At 62.1% G+C, this 18,241-nt stretch carries 14 protein-coding genes and 1 tRNA gene; 5 read left to right on the top strand and 10 right to left on the bottom strand.

Features of this window, described 5'->3' with window-relative positions:
* Positions 1 to 12: 12 nt before the first annotated feature.
* The 6 genes from ACR9YP_RS35295 to ACR9YP_RS35270 form a co-directional block, all read right to left on the bottom strand.
* The gene (locus ACR9YP_RS35295; protein WP_438111715.1) at positions 13 to 567 is read right to left on the bottom strand and encodes a nucleoside 2-deoxyribosyltransferase; all 555 of its coding nucleotides are present in this window, start codon (positions 565 to 567) and stop codon (positions 13 to 15) included.
* Between the two features lie 186 nt (positions 568 to 753).
* The gene (gene dxs, locus ACR9YP_RS35290; RefSeq protein WP_130220925.1) at positions 754 to 2,682 is read right to left on the bottom strand and encodes a 1-deoxy-D-xylulose-5-phosphate synthase; all 1,929 of its coding nucleotides are present in this window, start codon (positions 2,680 to 2,682) and stop codon (positions 754 to 756) included.
* Between the two features lie 608 nt (positions 2,683 to 3,290).
* Positions 3,291 to 3,542 (bottom strand): exodeoxyribonuclease VII small subunit, encoded by a 252-nt coding sequence (locus ACR9YP_RS35285; RefSeq protein ID WP_008551229.1) that lies wholly within the window; start codon positions 3,540 to 3,542, stop codon positions 3,291 to 3,293.
* Positions 3,543 to 3,615: 73 nt separating this feature from the next.
* Positions 3,616 to 4,545 carry a histone deacetylase family protein gene (locus ACR9YP_RS35280; RefSeq protein ID WP_474218143.1) on the bottom strand — a complete coding sequence of 310 codons (930 nt, stop codon included), beginning with the start codon at positions 4,543 to 4,545 and terminating at the stop codon, positions 3,616 to 3,618.
* Positions 4,546 to 4,678: 133 nt separating this feature from the next.
* Positions 4,679 to 6,340: a bifunctional metallophosphatase/5'-nucleotidase gene (locus tag ACR9YP_RS35275; RefSeq protein WP_438111716.1), complete on the bottom strand. Its 1,662-nt coding sequence runs from the start codon at positions 6,338 to 6,340 to the stop codon at positions 4,679 to 4,681.
* Between the two features lie 265 nt (positions 6,341 to 6,605).
* On the bottom strand, positions 6,606 to 7,364 hold the full coding sequence (locus tag ACR9YP_RS35270; protein ID WP_474218141.1) for an enoyl-CoA hydratase-related protein: 759 nt from the start codon (positions 7,362 to 7,364) through the stop codon (positions 6,606 to 6,608).
* A gap of 262 nt (positions 7,365 to 7,626) precedes the next feature.
* On the opposite strand from ACR9YP_RS35270, the gene ACR9YP_RS35265 reads away from it, so the two are divergent.
* Complete coding sequence (locus ACR9YP_RS35265; protein ID WP_474218139.1) at positions 7,627 to 8,865, top strand: MFS transporter; 1,239 nt, start codon at positions 7,627 to 7,629, stop codon at positions 8,863 to 8,865.
* Between the two features lie 209 nt (positions 8,866 to 9,074).
* Here ACR9YP_RS35265 and ACR9YP_RS35260 read toward each other — a convergent pair whose 3' ends face one another.
* Positions 9,075 to 10,853: an acyl-CoA dehydrogenase family protein gene (locus ACR9YP_RS35260; protein WP_438111719.1), complete on the bottom strand. Its 1,779-nt coding sequence runs from the start codon at positions 10,851 to 10,853 to the stop codon at positions 9,075 to 9,077.
* Between the two features lie 261 nt (positions 10,854 to 11,114).
* On the opposite strand from ACR9YP_RS35260, the gene ACR9YP_RS35255 reads away from it, so the two are divergent.
* Positions 11,115 to 11,189: transfer RNA gene (locus tag ACR9YP_RS35255), tRNA-Gln, on the top strand.
* Between the two features lie 293 nt (positions 11,190 to 11,482).
* Here the strand turns inward: ACR9YP_RS35255 and ACR9YP_RS35250 are convergent.
* Positions 11,483 to 12,808 (bottom strand): hypothetical protein, encoded by a 1,326-nt coding sequence (locus ACR9YP_RS35250; RefSeq protein ID WP_474218137.1) that lies wholly within the window; start codon positions 12,806 to 12,808, stop codon positions 11,483 to 11,485.
* Between the two features lie 753 nt (positions 12,809 to 13,561).
* On the opposite strand from ACR9YP_RS35250, the gene ACR9YP_RS35245 reads away from it, so the two are divergent.
* Together ACR9YP_RS35245 and ACR9YP_RS35240 are read left to right on the top strand one after the other, a co-directional pair.
* Entirely contained in the window at positions 13,562 to 13,762 is a 201-nt protein-coding gene (locus ACR9YP_RS35245) for a hypothetical protein (protein ID WP_141340072.1), read from the top strand.
* Between the two features lie 12 nt (positions 13,763 to 13,774).
* Complete coding sequence (locus ACR9YP_RS35240) at positions 13,775 to 14,179, top strand: hypothetical protein (RefSeq protein WP_474218134.1); 405 nt, start codon at positions 13,775 to 13,777, stop codon at positions 14,177 to 14,179.
* 349 nt (positions 14,180 to 14,528) lie between these two features.
* On the opposite strand, the gene ACR9YP_RS35235 is transcribed toward ACR9YP_RS35240, so the two are convergent.
* Positions 14,529 to 16,043, bottom strand: a complete 1,515-nt coding sequence (locus ACR9YP_RS35235; protein ID WP_474218132.1) for a DUF2235 domain-containing protein — start codon at positions 16,041 to 16,043, stop codon at positions 14,529 to 14,531.
* Between the two features lie 179 nt (positions 16,044 to 16,222).
* Here ACR9YP_RS35235 and ACR9YP_RS35230 point away from each other — a divergent pair, with 179 nt between their 5' ends.
* Positions 16,223 to 16,423: a hypothetical protein gene (locus ACR9YP_RS35230; RefSeq protein ID WP_474218130.1), complete on the top strand. Its 201-nt coding sequence runs from the start codon at positions 16,223 to 16,225 to the stop codon at positions 16,421 to 16,423.
* Between the two features lie 1,104 nt (positions 16,424 to 17,527).
* On the opposite strand, the gene ACR9YP_RS35225 is transcribed toward ACR9YP_RS35230, so the two are convergent.
* Positions 17,528 to 18,139: a hypothetical protein gene (locus ACR9YP_RS35225; protein ID WP_474218128.1), complete on the bottom strand. Its 612-nt coding sequence runs from the start codon at positions 18,137 to 18,139 to the stop codon at positions 17,528 to 17,530.
* Positions 18,140 to 18,241 lie beyond the last annotated feature (102 nt).

Below are 18,241 nucleotides of genomic sequence, written 5' to 3'. Positions count from 1 at the left end.
CGACTGAAGTGCTTATGTAGCGATCAATCGCGCGGCCGCCATCCGGACGCAAGCCTCGAACGCGGCGAGATCGTGCCAGACATCGACCGGCATCTGCGCCGGTGTCACCAGCGGGCAGCCGTGCAGTTCCAGCGCGTGGATCATCATGAGGTTGTCGACGAGACCGAAATCCTCGACCGTCAGCCCCTGCGCATCGACCAGCCGTCCGTCCTCGGAGGCGACGTCCATGAAACGGCCGACGCGGTCGGCATAGACGGCGCCGTCATTGGAATAGGCGAGGCAGAACTTACGCCGCCCGGCCATGTAGCCGAGCTCGTAGACGGTACCGGGATCGGCGCCGGCGCCCCGGAAGGGGGTGAGGTTCGCAATGATGGCGTCGGCCTTGTCCATCATCGCCTCGTTGCCGCAAAAGATCTGCCGCGAGACATCGGGCGCGGTGAGGTCGATCGCGTTGTCGAGGGGATAAAGGCCGGTAAGGCCATGAGCCGTGCAGATATCGACCTTGCGGCGGCCGATCTCTACCGCGTCCGGCAGGAACACGTCGGGGCCTGCCAGATAGATCTTCATGGAGTCAGAACCGGAAAATTAGGGTCGAGGAGCAAGCCACCGCGTGCGGTCTGCTCCCTCCCCCGCTTGCGGGGGAGGGTTGGGGAGAGGGTATCTCGGCAATCGAGAACCCCCAAGAGGAGAAAGCCCTCACCCGGATCGCTTTCGCGATCCGACCTCTCCCGCGCGCGGGAGAGGTGAAACCCATCAAGCCAGCTTGACCGTCTCGGCCTTGACGTCCTTGCCGAGCGCTTCAAACACCTTGGCGACGATGCCCTTGGCGTCGAGACCGGCGCGGGCGTACATCGCGGCGGGCGTGTCGTGATCCTGGAACACGTCGGGCAGCACCATTGAGCGGAACTTGACCATGCCGCTGTCCAGCACGCCCTGATCGGTCAGGAACTGCGCGACATGCGAGCCGAACCCGCCGACCGAGCCTTCCTCGATCGTGATCAGGATCTCGTGGTCGCGGGCGAGCTTGAGCACCAGCTCGGTGTCGAGCGGCTTCATGAAGCGCGCGTCCGCAATCGAGGTCGACAGGCCGTGGGCTGCGAGCTCGTCGGCCGCCTTCTCGCATTCGGCGAGGCGCGTGCCGAAGGAGAGCAGGGCGATCTTGCTGCCCTGGCGGATCATGCGGCCCTTGCCGATTTCGAGCGGAATGCCAACCTCGGGCATGTCGATGCCGCGGCCTTCGCCGCGCGGATAGCGCAGCGAACTCGGACGGTCGTCGATCGCGACCTGGGTCGCCACCATGTGCACGAGCTCGGCTTCATCCGCCGCCGCCATGATCACCATGTTCGGCAGGCAGCCGAGATAGGCGTTGTCGAACGAGCCCGCATGGGTCGCGCCGTCGGCGCCGACCAGGCCGGCGCGGTCGATGGCGAAGCGGACGGGCAGGTTCTGGATCGCGACGTCATGCACGATCTGGTCATAGCCGCGCTGCAGGAAGGTCGAGTAGATCGCGCAGAACGGCTTGTAGCCTTCGGTCGCAAGACCGGCGGCGAAGGTCACCGCGTGCTGCTCGGCGATGCCGACGTCGAAGGTGCGGTCGGGGAACGCCTTGTTGAAGATGTCGACGCCGGTGCCCGACGGCATGGCCGCGGTGATAGCGACGATCTTGTCGTCCTTCTGCGCTTCCTTGACGAGGCTCTGGCCGAACACGTTCTGGTAGGCCGGCGCGTTCGGCTTGGCCTTGGCCTGGGTGCCGGTGGCGACATCGAACTTGACCACCGCATGATACTTGTCGGCGGACGCTTCCGCCGGGCCGTAGCCCTTGCCCTTCTGGGTCACGACGTGGACCAGGATCGGGCCTTCCTCCATGTCGCGCACGTTCTTCAGCACGGGCAGGAGGTGGTCGAGATTGTGGCCGTCGATCGGGCCGACATAGTAGAAGCCGAGCTCCTCGAACAGCGTGCCGCCATCCATCATGAAGCCGCGGGAGTATTCTTCGACGCGGTTGGCGCGGTTGGCGAGGATCTTGGGCAGGCGCTTGTTGATCTGCTTGGCCGCATCGCGCAGCGTGCGATAGGTCTTGCCGGAGTAGAGCCGCGACAGATAGGCGCTCATGGCGCCGACCGGCGGCGCGATCGACATGTCGTTGTCGTTGAGGATCACGATCAGGCGCGAGTTCATCGCTCCCGCATTGTTCATGGCCTCGTAGGCCATGCCCGCCGACATCGCGCCGTCACCGATCACGGCGATAACGTTGTTCTTGCCGCCGGAGAGGTCGCGCGCCACGGCCATGCCGAGGCCGGCCGAGATCGAGGTCGAGGAATGCGCGGCGCCGAACGGATCGTAGTCACTCTCGCTGCGCTTGGTGAAGCCGGACAGGCCGCCGCCGGTGCGCAGCGTGCGGATGCGGTCGCGCCGGCCGGTGAGGATCTTGTGCGGATAGGCCTGATGGCCGACGTCCCAGATCAGCCGGTCGCGCGGCGTGTCGAAGACGTAATGGATCGCGGTGGTGAGCTCGACCACGCCGAGACCCGCGCCGAAGTGACCGCCGGTCACCGAGACAGCATCGATGGTCTCCTGCCGCAGCTCGTCGGCGACTTGGCGAACCTGCTCGATCTTGAGCTTGCGCAGGTCTTCCGGCGTCCGGATGGTGTCGAGAAGCGGCGTTTTACTGTATGCGTTCACGGCCATTTCCAATTTGTCAGCGCCGGAAGGTTCCGGTGCGCGATGGGTTTGCTCAATATCGGCGCAGCGCGAGTCCTCAAACCGTCGGAGCCACCTGCATGGGGCCAGGCCCCGTCTTCAAGCTTAGGTAAGCTTAAGTGCGCTCCGGTTCAGTCTCTGTGATCCCTGTCACTTAGATCGGCTTCGCCCGTCCCAGCCAATTTCATCAGCAGTTTGAAGCGCTTGTCGTCGGTAATCGTTGCCCACGCAAGGCTTACAAAAAGCCACACTCCGCGCAGCTTTACACCAAAGCTTGGGCCAAAGCCAACCCGCCGGGCCGATTGGGGGTATGCAGGTGCAACCGGCGGGCCGGCTTGGTTAACTGCGGCCCGTGACGGGGGGTTCCGGGCTCGTCCGGTTTCTTGGCGGACTTTTTTGCCAGAATCAGATCTTTTTCGTCCCTCGGAAGGCCTCAATCCGGAACGACCCCGACCAGCTCCCCACCCATGGAACCGTCACGCTTCATGGGACGGCGCCGTGCGATCATGAAAAATGCAGCTGGCAGCGCTCCCTGTGTGCCCTGTTAAAGGGACAAGCGCGGTCAGAAACCGAAGGGGGGGGAACTTGGCTTACTGGACGTCGAGCGGTGCGGTGCCGGTGGCCTGGCCGCTGGCGTCGGTGGTGATCTTGTCGACGCGGGCCTCGGCCTGGCGCAGCAGGTCCTCGCAGCGGCGCTTCAGGGCCTCGCCGCGCTCATAGATCGTCACGGATTCCTCGAGCGGCACCTTGCCGTCTTCGAGCCGCTTCACGATCGTTTCGAGTTCCTCGATCGCGCGCTCGAAGGTGAGCCTGGAGACGTCGATTTGGGTATTTTCGGCCATATCCGTTTCCGATTGCCCGATTCGCTTCACATGAGCAAAAGCAGAATTTTGCGGGCTTAATGTGGCGGGTTCGTCACGCGCCCATCAGGGCGCCGACATGCGCCGTAACAGATTCTTTCAGCCCTTGCAGGTCATAGCCGCCCTCGAGCACCGAAACAATGCGGCCCCCTGCGCTCTTGTCGGCGAGGTCCATCAGCTTGCGCGTCACCCAGGCATAGTCCTCGGCGCGCAGGTTCAGCGAGGCCAGCGGGTCGCGATAATGCGCGTCGAAACCGGCGGAGATGATGAGGAGCTCGGGGCTGAATTTTTCCAGCTGCGGCAGGATCAGATTCTCGAACGCGTTGCGGAATTCCGGCCCGCCGTCCTCGGACGCGAGCGGCGCATTGACGATGGTGTCGTGGTCGCCGCGCTCGCTCTTGGCGCCGGTGCCCGGAAACAGCGGCATCTGGTGCGTCGAGCAGTACATCACGGTCGGGTCCGACCAGAAGATGTCCTGCGTGCCGTTGCCGTGATGCACGTCGAAATCGACGATGGCCGCGCGTTTGATGCCGTATTTGCGCTGCGCATGGCGCGCCGCGATTGCGACATTGTCGAAGAAGCAGAAGCCCATCGGCTTGCCGATCTCGGCGTGATGTCCGGGCGGGCGCACCGCGACGAAGGCGTTGCGATGCTCGCCCGCCATCACCGCTTCGGTGGCCGCGACCGCGCCGCCGACGCCGCGCATCACCGCTTCCCAGGTGCCCGGCGACATCGAGGTGTCGCCATCGAGATAGACTTGGCCGCTGGTCGGCGCGATGTGGCGCAGCTCGGTGACGTAGTGCTCGTTGTGGCACAGCGTGACGAGATCGAGATCGCCCTCCGGCGCCTGGTCGCGCGCCAGAAACTGGAAACGCTCGTGCGACAGCGCTTCCTCCACCGCGCGCAGACGATCCGGCCTCTCAGGATGTCCCGGCGGCGTGACGTGGTCGAGGCAGGCCTTGTGGGAGAGAAGGAGCGTGCTCATCAGGTCGGCCTCACAGAAAACGGCTCTTGACGTCGCTTGGCGCATCCGGCGCCAAAACGCAATGCAAAACCCAATCTAGGCGTTTGGACGGCAATGGCAAAGGGTCGTCCCGCGCCGGCCCGTTTGATCCGGATCAATTCACCCGCAGGATGCGGGTGGGCGGTAGCGGACCGATCGGCCCATGCGCCCGGAAGAACGCGAACAGCGCGTCGGCGTCGTAGCCGCCATATTGCGGCGCCGAGCCCTGTTTGGCGACGGTAAAGCCGTCGCCGCCGACGGCGAGGTAATCATTGAGGGTGACGCGGTAGCCGCTTCCAGCTTCGATCGGCCTGCCGCTGAGCGTCATCTTCTCCGGCATTACGCGCTCGCCGAATGGTTTCGCCGCGTCCCAGGCATAGCTGAATCCGTTCGACACCTGCAGGATCCGCGGCCGCTTCGGGTCGAGCCATTGTTGTTCCAGCAAGTCCTTGAGCTGGCGGCCTGTGAGCGTCATGGTGACGAGGCGGTTGCGGAACGGCTGGCTGGCGAAGACGTCGCCAAACGTTATCGCGCCGTTCTCCTTCGGAACGATGTCGGTGCGGATGCCGCCGGGATTGGTGAGCGCGATGACGGCGCCGCCGTCCTTGGCATCGCGGGTTGCAAGCAATTGCGCATCCGCAATGACGTCGCCGAGCGCGCTTTCGCCGGCCTCGTTCGGAATGCGCGACAGCGTCTGCGTCACCGATCCGGCCGGCCGGTTGGCGATCGGCGCCGACAGCTTGTCGTAGGCTTCGATCAATGCGGTCTGCTCGGCATCCTTGGCCAGCGAGGCATTGGCGACGATGACGTTCTCGGCCCTGGCGCTGACGATGTCGCGGCTTGCGGGATCGAGCTTGAGGTCGATCGCGGTGACCAGCGTGCCGAATTTGTCGCCGCTGGTGACGAGCCGTCCATCGATATCGCAGACATAGGCGCGATGGGTGTGACCGCTGACGACGACGTCGACGGCGCGGTCGAACTTCTTGACGATGTCGACGATCGGGCCCGAGATGCCGGGACATTCGTTGTAGTCGCCGGCAGGCTCGCCGCCTTCGTGGATCAGCACCACGATCGCTTCCACCCCGCGCGCCTTCAATTGCGGCACGAGCGCATTCACCGTCTCGGCTTCGTCGCGGAATTCGAGACCGGCGATGCCGGCGGGCGAGACGATGCCGGCGGTGCCTTTCAACGTCAGTCCGATGAAGCCGACGGAGATGCCGTCGAACTCCCTGATCTCAAACGGCGGCAGCACGCTTTTGCCGGTCGCGGTCTCGATTGTGGAGGCTGCGAGGTAATGGAATTTGGCGCCCGTGAAGGGATGCGGCCCCTGGCAGCCGTCGACCGGATGGCAGCCGCCGTTCTGCATCCGCAAGAGCTCGGTCTTGCCCTCGTCGAATTCGTGATTGCCGACCGAGGTGATCGCAAGACCCATCATCGACAGCGACTCGATCGAAGGCTCGTCGTGAAACATCGCCGACAGGAACGGGCTCGCGCCGATCAGGTCGCCGGCGGCGACGAAGATCGTGTTCCTGTGTCCTTCGCGCAGCTGCTTCACCAGCGTCGCCATGTATTCGGCGCCACCGGCCGCCACCATCACCTTCTTGGCTCTATCCTCGGGATCTCCGATGCGAATGCCGCCCGGCGGCGGGCGCAGATTGCCGTGGAAATCGTTGATCGCAAGAATGCGCAGATCGACCGGCGCGGCGGTCTGGGCCGAGGCGGGGAGGGCAAAGGTAAGGGCGAGCGCGAAGGCGGTCAGGCGGAGAAGATGTCGCATGGAACCAGATTAGACGTTCGGCGCGAAGATTTCACGAAACCTTCTGTTGCATGCGGCGACTGCCGCGCACTCCCACCCGCCCCTTGAGGGGGCGGGTCGGTTCGCATGAAATGCGAACCGGGGCGGGGTGACAGACCATCCTGGCAGAAGGTGCCAGAAATTCTCGCGCATACGGGCGGGAGTCTTTGTGCGGCCCACCCCACCCCGCCCGCGCTTCGCGCGAGCGACCCTCCCCCTCCAGGGGAGGGTGGCAGCAGAGCGCTCCCTACCGCTTCTTCCGGTTCGCAAACGCATTGAACGCCGCCACCGCTTCGTCGGACTGCAGCCGCTCGCCGAACAGATGGCCTTCCTGGTCGATGCGGCGGGTGAGCTCCTCGGGCGGAGCGCGCAGCAGTCGGCGCGAGGTCGCGACCGCCTCGGCCGGCAAGCGGCAGATCTCGCGCGCCACCTTGCGCGCCTCGACCTCGGTGTGTCCCGGCGAGACCACGGTGTTGACGAAGCCTGCGGCGTGCGCCTCCGCGGCGGAAAAAGTCCGCCCCATCACCAGCATCGCGAAGGCGCACTGGTAGCCCATCGTGTTCGGCATCAGCAGGCTGGCCGCGCCGACTGGTACGAGCCCGAGATGGATATAGGGTGCGGAGAAGGTCGCAGCGTTCGAGGCGAGCACATAGTCGCAGTGGAACAGCATCACGGTGCCCATGCCGATCGAGGCGCCGTCCACGGCCGCGATGATCGGCTTGGCATTGAGGGCGAGCGAATAGAGAAACTTGGCGCCATTCGACAGCATCTCGGGGTGCGAGGCGTCGGCCTTCAGGAAATCCTCGATGTCGTCGCCGGCGGTGAACACACCGGAGCCGCCGGTGATGATCATGCAGCGAATGTCGGAGTTGTTCTGCGCGGTGTCGATTGCGTGACTCATCTCCCGGTACATGTCCTGCGTGATCGCGTTCTTCTTGCTTGGACGACGCAGGGTGATCACGCGCGTTCCAAGCTCTTCGGTGACGACGATATTGCCATTCGGCATGAGAGCCCCCTGCGGTCGCCGCGGCGCTTGCCTTTGGCATGACTCACGAAACGTCAGCCTACATCATCTTGCAGGCGTGCCAATGCGCTGGCTCAAGCTTTTCGATGCCGATCTTGTGACGCAGGTACATGGCGCCCGCAGCATCGGTGGGATCTCGCTATTGCGCGTTGCAACAAATGGCTACAATGTTTCAATTGAATAACCGCTGGTTGTGGGGCACGATCGTACCTTGCACCGTTTGCTTTGACCGATTGCTCGATTGATGATTGCCAAAACTGGTGTCGACGAATCCTCGCTGCACTACCGCGGCTGGCGTGTGGTGCTGGCCTGCTTCCTGATGGCCTTCTTCATGTTCGGCTTCGGCCTCTACGGCCAAGGCGTCTATCTCGCCGAGCTGCAGCGCGCCCATGGCTGGCCGGGCACGCTGGTCTCCGCGGCCAGCACCTTCTCGTTCCTCCTGACCTCCGTCCTCGTCATCTTCACCGACGATCTGCTCGCCCGCATCGGGCTGCGCAGGCTGATCCTGTGCGGCCTGTCGGCGCTGGGCGCGTCGACCGTGCTGCTGGCGCTGATGCAGACGCCCTGGCAGCTCTATCTCGCCTATGCGCTGATGTCGGTCGGCTGGACCGGTATGGGCACCGTGGTGATCGCGACCGTGCTGAACTCCTGGTTCGAGCGGCGCCGCGGGCTCGCGCTCAGCCTCGCCTTCAATGGTGCGACATGCGGCGGCATCGTCCTCGTCCCGCTGCTGCTGTCGCTGACCGGCAGCATCGGCTTCCGTTTCGCGATGCTGGTGGTCACGTTTGCAATGGTGCTGCTGGTGCTGCCGGTCGTCGTGACGTTCATCGCTTGGCCCGCCGGGACCTCGCCGGCATCGGCCGGACGTCCGTCCAGTGGCGATGCGGTCGCACCCAGCCAGTCGCGCAAGGCGCTGCTCGCCAACGCGGCGTTCTGGACCATGGTGCTGCCGATCGCGATCGCGCTGCTGGCGCAGATGGGCTTTATCATCCATCAGGTGACGTTCCTCGAGCCGCTGATCGGGCGCGCCAGCGCGGGCCTCGCCGTCACTCTCATGGCGGCGATGGCGGTGGTCGGCCGCCTGTCGCTCGGCCTGTTCGTCGACCGGCTCGATCCGCGGCTCGCCTGCGCGGCGTCGATGACGAGCCAGGCCGCGGCTCTCTTCGTGCTGCTCCAAAGCACGAGTCCGACCGTGCTGCTGGCCTGCTGCGCCGTCTACGGCTTCTCGATCGGCAACATGATCACGTTCCCGCCGCTGATCATCCAGCGCGAGATCGGCGCTGCCGCCTTCGCGGCCGCGATGGGGCTCGGCACCTCGATCAGCGGCATCGTCAGCGCCTTCGGCCCCGGCATCGTCGGCCTGGTGCGGAGCTTCACCGGCAACTACACGACGGCGTTCGCGCTGTGTGTGGTGCTCGATCTCGTCGCGGCCGCAATCGTGCTGTGGCGGCCGGGGGGAAGGGCTGAGGTTGCAGCTTCGTAGCCTGGAGCGCGGCGCAATCCCTCGTGTGTGGTACGCTCGTCCCACACATTCGGTGTCATCGCCCGACTTGATCGGGCGATCCAGTACCCAGTGGCGTCAGTCGTTTATCGAGAAGCCGCGGCGTACTGGATTCCCCGCATTCGCGGGGAATGACAGCGGAGGATGAAGGCGCGGTAGCGATGACGGGCAGGCAGGCAGGCAGGCAGATCTTACCCCAGCAGCGCCGCATCCGCCGCCGCGACCGATTCCGCGCTCTCCGTCACGGTGCGCTCGAGCGAAGGCGCCTGCACCGTGATGTTCTCGGCGAAGAAGCGGGCGAGCGAGACGTAGCGCGCGGCGTCCGTGGTGCCGTCGGCCTTGGCGGCGAGCGCCTCAGAGGCCAGCATGCAGCCGCCGAGCGTGGCGCCGAACTGCTGCAGATAGGGCGTCGCGCCGGCCAGCGCCTCGTTCGGCGCGGACGTACCGCGCTCCAGCAGCCATTTGCTGGTGCGCGTCAGCGCTTCCAGCGCCTCGCGCAGCTTGGTGGCGGTGGTGCCGAAGGTGGGATCGTTGGAGGCCTCGACTTGGCTGACGGTGGCCGAGAGCTCGTCGAGCAACGCCCACACCGAGGCGCCGCCATTGGCCGCGAGCTTGCGCGTGACGAGGTCGATCGCCTGGATGCCGTTGGTGCCTTCGTAGATCGCGGTGATGCGGGCATCGCGATAGTGCTGCGCAGCGCCGGTCTCCTCGATGAAACCCATGCCGCCATGCACCTGCACGCCGAGATAGGCGACCTCGTTGCCGATGTCGGTGGAATAGCCCTTCGCGATCGGCGTCAGCAGCGCCGCGCGTGCGGCCGCATCGGCACGCACCTTCGCGTCCTTGGCGCGGGTCGATACGTCGATCGCGACCGCGGTCGCATAGCAGATGGTGCGCGCCGCCGCGGTCTGCGCCCGCATCCGCATCAGCATGCGCTTGACGTCGGGATGGACGAAGATCGCATCCGAGCCGTCGCCTTTCTTGCCGACCGCGCGGCCCTGCTTGCGCTCTTGGGCGTAGGACAGAGCCTGCTGAAAGGCGCGATCGGCGACGCCGACGCCCTCGAGGCCGACGCCGAGGCGGGCCTGGTTCATCATCGTGAACATGCAGCGCATGCCCTGGTTCTCTTCGCCGATCACGAAGCCGATGGCGCCGCCATGATCGCCCATGGTCATGGTGCAGGTCGGGGAAGCATGCATGCCGAGCTTGTGCTCGACGCCGCTCGCATAGATGTCGTTGCGCTGCCCCAGCGAGCCGTCGGCATTGACCATGAATTTCGGCACGAGGAACAGCGAGATCCCCTTGGTGCCGGCGGGCGCGTCAGGCAGGCGCGCCAGCACGAAATGCACGATGTTGTCGGTCATGTCGTGCTCGCCATAGGTGATGAAGATCTTCGTCCCCTTGATGCGATAGGTGCCGTCGGCCTGCCGCTCGGCGCGGGTGCGCAGCGCGCCGACATCAGAGCCGGCCTGCGCCTCAGTGAGTTGCATCGTGCCGGTCCACTCGCCGGAGACGAGCTTCTCGAGATAGATCTTTTTCAGCTCGTCGCTACCATGCGCCTCCAGCGCCTCGATCGCGGAGGCCGTCAGCAGCGGGCAGAGGCCGAAGGCGAGGTTGGCGGCGCTCCAGATCTCGGTGCAGGCGGCGTTGATCGCGAGGGGCAGGCCCTGGCCGCCAAAACCTTCCGGGCCGGAGACGGCGTTCCAGCCGCCCTCGGTCCAGCGCTTGTAGGCGTCCGGCCAGCCCGGCGCGGTCGTGACCTTGCCCTCGCTCAGCTTGATGCCGTGTTCGTCGCCAACCTTGTTGAGCGGCGCCAGCACGTCGGATGCGAACTTGCCGGCTTCCTCCAGCACGGCCGCGGCAATGTCGGCGTCGAAATCGCCGTAATGGCCGGCCGCCACGGCGGCCTTGAGGCCCGCGCCGTGGTTGAGCGACAGCAGCATGTCAGAGATCGGCGCGCGGTAGGTCATGGCTCACTCCCGTGGACAAAATATTGGCGCCGTATTCCCATGAAACGGGGGCGGTCTCAATGGCCGGGAGGCGGGCCGGCGCCGGTCGGCCGCAGGGCCATCGCCGCGCCTATAATATAGAGTGAAGAGGGGAGGGGCGTCGGCCCGTGTGGTATTTTGCCCCTCCAGGCGGTTGAAATGCCGCGCCGCTCCCTATAGACCGACAGCACCTGAGGGAAATCCGCGGTAGCCCGATCTTCCGCCGTTCCGTCAGTCACCTGTTGGGGCGTAGCCAAGCGGTAAGGCAGCGGATTTTGATTCCGCCATTCGGAGGTTCGATCCCTCCCGCCCCAGCCAGAGACAACGCGCTGATTCTGTTGTGAAAACGGCCTTGCCCAAAGCAGAATTTCTCGCGCATTTGGAAATTCCGTTTGCCTCGCATTTGGAAATTCTGTGCTGGTTTCGTTTTTAATCGACGGCAGATGAAAGTCATCGCGCGTTGAACGTCGCTCAACTTATCGAAATACGAATTGAGCGGCTGAACGGCGTCTGAGCGTTGGAAGCTTCCCACCGCAGCCGTCGACGTCGCGTGCGCGATCAACAATTGCAAAACGCCGCTGCCCTGTGCAGCGTTCAACGGAGCGCGAAGTCTATCCTTGAGATCGAACGCCAGTCTTCGAAATTGGGGAAGTCTGCGCTTCGTCTCGAGGTGATGCTGCTCCATCAGCATTCTGCTGATCGAGCTCCTTCTGTGCCAAGAGATGTGCATGCCGCTTACGGGTCGCAGCCAACGCTCGCATCATTGTTTCCTTGGCATAGCCGCGATAGGCCTGTGCGGTCTTGTGGCCCGAGAGCGCACGGCCCTGGCCGTCCGTCAGCTCCGCTTCCTCGAGTTCGGTCATGCCGCCGTGTCGACAGGCATCAAGCGTGAACAGCTTTGACACGCCATCGATCTTCTTGCGCATCTGCTGCACTACCTTCTCCATTCCTGGATAGGACCACACTTTCGCATCGCCCTTGCGTTCGCCTCTCTGGATTCGACGCATGATCATCGGGACGCCAAGCTTTGGCAGATGACTCAAAACGTCCTCGGCTTCGGCATAGAATTTGACGGTCTCTCCATCGAGAGTTTCTTCGAGCGGATGCCAGACCAGCACCTTGTTCTTGTGGTGCTCGATCCGCACTGCGTGTGGCCAGTTCTTGCTGCGATAGTCAGGCCAAGTCAAAAAGCCCGCCACCACGTTCTCCGGTCGCTGCAGCCATTCAAAACAGATCACCGCGACGGCCGCGGGTTCAGGCCGGCCTTCCTTGATGCAGCCCCATGCGAATTTATAGACCTCTTCGCGCGTGACCGCATGCTTCTTGTTCTTGGTGCGGCTCTTGAGGGTGAAATCGTCCCAGGGGTTCGGATGCTTCTTGTCGAACAACTCCGGGTGTAGACGACGCATGATCCGCCACGCCTTTCGGCAGAGGCCGACGACCTTTTCTCCCTGCCGCAGCCTGATGCCGTTCGGCCCGTTGATGATTTTGTCGTAGATCTTATCGGCAGCTCGTGGCGTAACCTCCATGATCTGCCGTTCACCAATCCGCCGTCCGTTCTTGTCGACCGTGTCGCAGATCATTTGCATGATCCGTTCGTAATCGGGGCGGGACCGAGGTGAGACCTTCTCGGTATAAGCCTTCTCCGTCTTGTATTGCCGGAATAGCCAATCGATCGTGCCATAGCGCGCGATCTTTCCCTGTTCACCAGGCTCCCCCCTCCGGTGACTGTTCCATTCATCAAAGAGGGCATTGAGCGTGGCAGCGCGTCCGCCCTTTCCCTCTTGACCGCATGCGGCTTCGTAGCTCGTCCCAAGTGGCTCATTCGCCATCTTGCAGCCGAGACTGCGATAATAGGTGGGGATCCGGAAATAGAACGCGATTGAACCCCGGGCAAGCCGACGCACCTCCACAAAACGTGGAAGCGGCCGCTCCAAGGTCACAAATCCTCTGCGAGGTCGCCCGGCATTATGTCCGGCGCGATAGCCCGGTCCAGATCGTCCTTCAACCACAGCTGACGCCTTCCTTCTTTCACACGTGGTCGAGGATACTCCTTACCGACTCGTTTGAGAAAGGCTTCCACGGTCGATTCTCCGCAATACGCTGCTGCGGTTCCAGCAGACATACGGCGCGGCCAAGAACCCGCTGGAATGATGGTAGGACGTGTCATTTGCATATGCGTGAGCTGCTGAAATTCTCTTTGCTCGTCTTGGCCATCATGATGATCACCAGCAGGATTGAAATTGCGAGGACGATCGGATCGCACAGGAGCGTAGTGCAGCGCCTGAAAAGGACACCTCGGACTTACATGCCTCGGGCACGAGAGAGCGGAAGGCCTTTGCAAAGGACGTGACCCAGCAGAGGACGATGCGGATTAATTGGAGACGGCGGGTACCGCAGATGTGCGAAGACTCGGCAACGAGGCCAGTGGAGCGGAACCTGACGCGGCGGAGACAGTCCGCCCGGTAAGCCGGGACGTGGCCACTGGCGCAGCTCGCAAACCTTGGACGGACAAGGCACCAGGAGGAGACACACACCACCTGTCGCCTTCATAGTTCCTCTGGTTCATCGGCCATTCTCGTCGGTATTGCCAAGTCCCATCAGGGGTGTAGAGTTCTACCGATTTTCAACACGCTCAAATTTGATGCTGCCGCTGTTGCGGTGCAGTAAGTTTTCTTATGGGGGTTCTCATGTTCGATCCCGCGACCACCGCGCTATTGCGCGCCGTCCTAGATGAGGTCTGCGAAAGCGTTTCGCGGAGCGAAACCGGCGCTCGTACCCATGTGGCCTCGAAAATTCTGGAAGCCGCGACCAAAGGGGACATCTCTCCGGATCACCTCAAGCAGATCGGGCGTCACGCTCTCTCGCAGGCGCCGACGATGTGGCGATGACCGGAGGCGGGGGTGAATTTCCAGGTCACGGTGCTTAAGATCCTGGTGAGCTATCCGGATGGATTTGCTGCGATGGCGGATCTCAAGCGCGACATGGCGATCCTGGCGACCAGCGGCCGGGACTGGGCCGATCGCACAAAGCGTCTGGCCGCGCGTGTACCTGACCTCGACATCTTTTCGCAAGGTCTCGTCGAGCGCGAAAACGGCGGCTGGAAAATCACCGACAAGGGACGGACAGTGCTGGAGTTTATGGAAGCGCGCTCCGCCGTCGAGCCACCAAGAGAGAAGGTGGCGCCGGAGAGCAGCGATGCGCCTATACCTCCGCTTCCACAATTGGCGGAGCGCGCTAGGCGACGGCGCGAACGTCGCGAGCGGCGTCGTGAAGCACGAGAACGGGCGCGGGCGAACGCTTCCTAAGCTCGCGTACGCGGGCCGGCTTCGAAGTAGTGAGCCAAACCAAGCGGAGTTCATGGAAGCGAATGATCAGAGCAACATCTCCCGTCCAACGTAGATCGCGATGTTTCTGAACTCTTAATCAGCGGGTCCCAGGTTCGAGCCCTGGTGCGCCCACCATATAAATCAAGACTTTAGCGAGAGAAACCGTTTGAGAGAGCCGAACTAAAACGGTTTTTCAAACGGTGTTTTTGGCGGCTAGGTGGCGAGTCCACTCTCGGCATTGTGATGTCCGCCCCCTCGTCTCCGCTGAGGCCGAAGGCCGTCTCGAAGGCTGCCCGACAGAAACGCTTCGTCAATGTTTGTATCCGGGTCAGAGCCGCCCGACATAGCCTGCATTCTCCCACTTCTGTTCAATGTCATCGGCCACGCATTGGGGCAGCTGACCCGCGCTTCCATCGAAATAGTGCTTGAAGTCGACGTGGACCCTCATGTTGTCCGGGCGGTAGGCCGCCATGCGATCGTAGAGAAGAACGGACGCCGCCTCGAAACGCCGATAGACCGATTTGTGCATCGGTGATCTCAATTCTTCCGTTTCGGGATCGATCGGCAGGTCACGAACTCCGGCCTTGAGGAAGCCTCCCGCCTGCTCATTGTGCTGGGGACCCGCGGGATTGGGCGACAGCCGTAGCACACTGCCGTCGTGTTTCAGGCCGTCCGGAATGAGCGAAGCTCCGGCGAGCAGCCAGTTCAGCGCAACGTCTGAGAGCCGAGCCTCATTCTCGAGATAGCCGCCGCCGACATCGGCGTGCACGCCCGGAAACCAGACCTGTTCGAAGAAAAGATTGCCGTGCGCATCTCGTTGGTCCTGCTTCTCGGCCGTGGGCGACCAGGTGACGCGCTTGAAATCGGCGCGGTTCTCGTCGATCGAGATCGCATGTTTGGCGTAGCCCACGTTGGGATTGAGTGTCGTGTCGTAGAATTTGTGCTTCGGCGGAGCGAAATGCACGGTCTGGAGGCGCTTCCAGAATCCATAGTTGGGCAAGGATGGCGCGATCTTCAGATAGTTCATGAGAAAAGCGATCAGCGCTGTGGCGATGCCGAGGTAGCTCAGCATCCAGGCCACCCATCCGGCCCATGGAAAGACTGGCTGAAGGAAGCCTCCGAGCCAATGCAACTCCATCAGTAGCGCAATGCCGGAGGTCACGAGCGCTGCGCCCAGATATTTGTGGCCAAGGGCGGCGACCGTATCGAACACGCCGATGAAGTAGGGAAAGACGTTCGCGTGCTCGGCGCCGTTGACGGTGGTTGTACTGCCGTACTGCTGTCTAAATTGTGCGGCGATTGCATCTCGAGTCTCCAGCAGGAACCGCCGGTATCCAAGAATCTTGCGCGAGTAAGATGGACAGAATTGATAGACATCCTTGACCGCATGCTCGGCCAGCTTGTGGATGCTCTTTCGGTCGCGGCGCAAGGGCGAGCCATCGGGCATATGGCGAGGGACGCCGCAATAGGTCATGACCCCTGCAACCGATCGGACCGTGTAGGCGCCCCGGCTGAAACCGATCAGGAAGATCCGATCGCCGTCCTCATACAGGGCGATGATCGCGGCGTAGCAATCGACGATGTTCCGAGTGATCCCGAGGCCCGTCGCCATGCTGGCGAGATTGTACAGCCATCGCATCCAGCCAATCTTAAAATGACCGCCATCAGACGCAGAACCGAGACCGGCATCGTAGAAGGCGACCTGTTCGGATGGTTCGACCTTCGTGTCGGGGCCGACGCGGCTGGCGCGGTAGACCTTGTAAACGTTCGTCCGCGCTTCGTCGAAATTGATGCCGCCGGCCTGACCTGTGCCGTCGGAAAAGATCACAATATTCTTCGGCATTCACACCATCCCCCAAAGTGCGCTAAAAGCCAGTCTATATCATAGATTGCGTGAGCCCAACTGTGAGCTGGCCCACTTGCGTACAGCGCGCCCGGACCAGGATATAGAGTCAACTGATCGAGAGTTGCGCCTCAATGCGGCTGTGCTAGTACGCCCACTCTCGAATCGAGGAGTTAAAAGTGGCGAAGAACGCAAAGAAGACGGCTACAAAGAAGAAAACTGTGCGTCGTGAATACACAAAAGCTGACGTGAAAGAACTGCGCGCACATTCGAAAGCAAAGACGCCCGTTGCAAATATCGCGAAGCTCACGAAGCGCTCCGAGGGATCACTCCGCCAAAAGGCGCTCAAGCTTGGAATCCGGCTCGGTCACCAGCGCTAGAGGCGGCATCATGACGCTCCTCAATAGAGTGTTCTCAACCAGAACGCTGTTGCAAATCATCTGCGTTCTCGTCGCCGTTGTCGCAATGAAGTTGTTGAGCGCTCACTACGACTTCAGCTGGGCAACCGCAATTAGCGGTTGACCAGATATCCTCGAAGGCTGAGCAGAAAAGAAGCCCATCTCAAGGGCGAACGCTTCCAGATGGGTGCGGCACGCCTTCAACCAGCAACCAGACCGTTATGAGCGGCAGACAACCGGCCAGTTTCGCTGATTTTCCCGCGGTTTGATCTGCGTTGGATGGCGTTTGCTGCGTCTCAGTGAGGGTCCTTTCTGGTGCGAAACTGGTGCGGTCACGCCTGCATTGCCGATACTATAGGACCCTACTCAATGACCGCCGAAACGATTGTGTCGGTCCTCTCAAGGCTGAAACAGGGGTCGATTCCCCTAGGGAGCGCCAGCAAACTCAGCCACTTAGCTAGCCATCAGCCGCGTTCGTTGAATAATGGTTGAATAAGACCTGGTGAATAGCGGCGAACGTCTGCGGAATTTGTCCCCGATATTGGTACATCAGCTTCTGCGCGATGCCTCACTGTGGCTGGCGCATTCGCAAAAAAATTTCCTCGTCGCCCTGGTGTCCGGAAACATTCAAACCGCCGCTAACGTGCGCTCTCGTACGCGAGCGCTCTCGGGTGTTCGCATTGACGTTGCTCGTCGCACTATCGACTCTTGTCCCGTCGAGCTTTGTGCGAATAGGAGGGCCACGTGAGGTACAATCGACGAGAGAGAACTGGCGGACAACAGTCACAAGTCAGTCTATCCGCTCCGAAAGCCGCAGAACCGAGTTCGACGCCATTCGCGCAGCGGCTCACCTGCACGATTGACGATGTATGCGAAGTAACCGGCTTGGGACGCACGAAGCTTTACGAGCTGATAGAGCTGGGTGTATCGTCACGACAACGATCGGACGTCGGCGACTAGTAGTGGTGCGCTCACTTCTGGCGCTCCTTGACACCAACATGTCGAACTAATGGACGTGCGACTTAGGGGGCGGCCAAACCAACATTTGGGTAATTGCCCTCAGAGGAGATTCGCGCAGACCTTGCTTCAGTTTTCCGCCCCAATCGGCTTTTGCCGGAAGACTTCCTGTAAGACGGTTTCCACCGAGCCCGCGGCGCATGAAATCTCTCCTGTAACGCGATGGGCGTGCCCGTTCCACTCCTCATCGCGATAGCTTGATTCAAACTCCTGATAAGCCTCGGATTGCGGCGTTAAGTCGGCTGATTGAACCGCCTCGAATACGTCGACCGATCCATTGAAAACACATGGCTGAATATTGACGACGGTGCCATACCATTTGAACGCTCCCCTGATGGCGTCGCGCTGTTCCGGCTTTTCCCGTTGTATTGCGCGCTCCACGACGGAGCGATCAACGAGGCATACGATACCGAGATCGATCACGATGAGCGGTAACCTCTCCGCGGGAATGATTTTTATCTCATGCAATAATTCCATTTCGTGGTGAAATAGATTGCGAAGTGCTTTCAGCGCCATGAAATCGGCGGAGCCGAACAGGTCTCCTTTTCCGGCCTTTCGCAACTTGTCGTTAAAGCTGTGAAGTGCGTCGAGATATCCGAAAAGCGTGTCTTCATCCGGTTCAAGGCAATGTCGCGCATAGGAGCGAAAAACCCGATCGGCCGCTGAATTTACCGTCTGCACAAAATCATCCGTCTCTTAGCCCGACTGTGGCCAATTGGTTGCCCCATTCAAGCATGTCACATGGTTTCAGCTCACTGATTGCAGTTCTGAGCGCGGCTCGTG

The sequence above is a fragment of the Bradyrhizobium sp. BR14999 genome (genome assembly GCF_056106085.1).
This window is presented reverse-complemented; position numbering and strand designations above follow the sequence as displayed.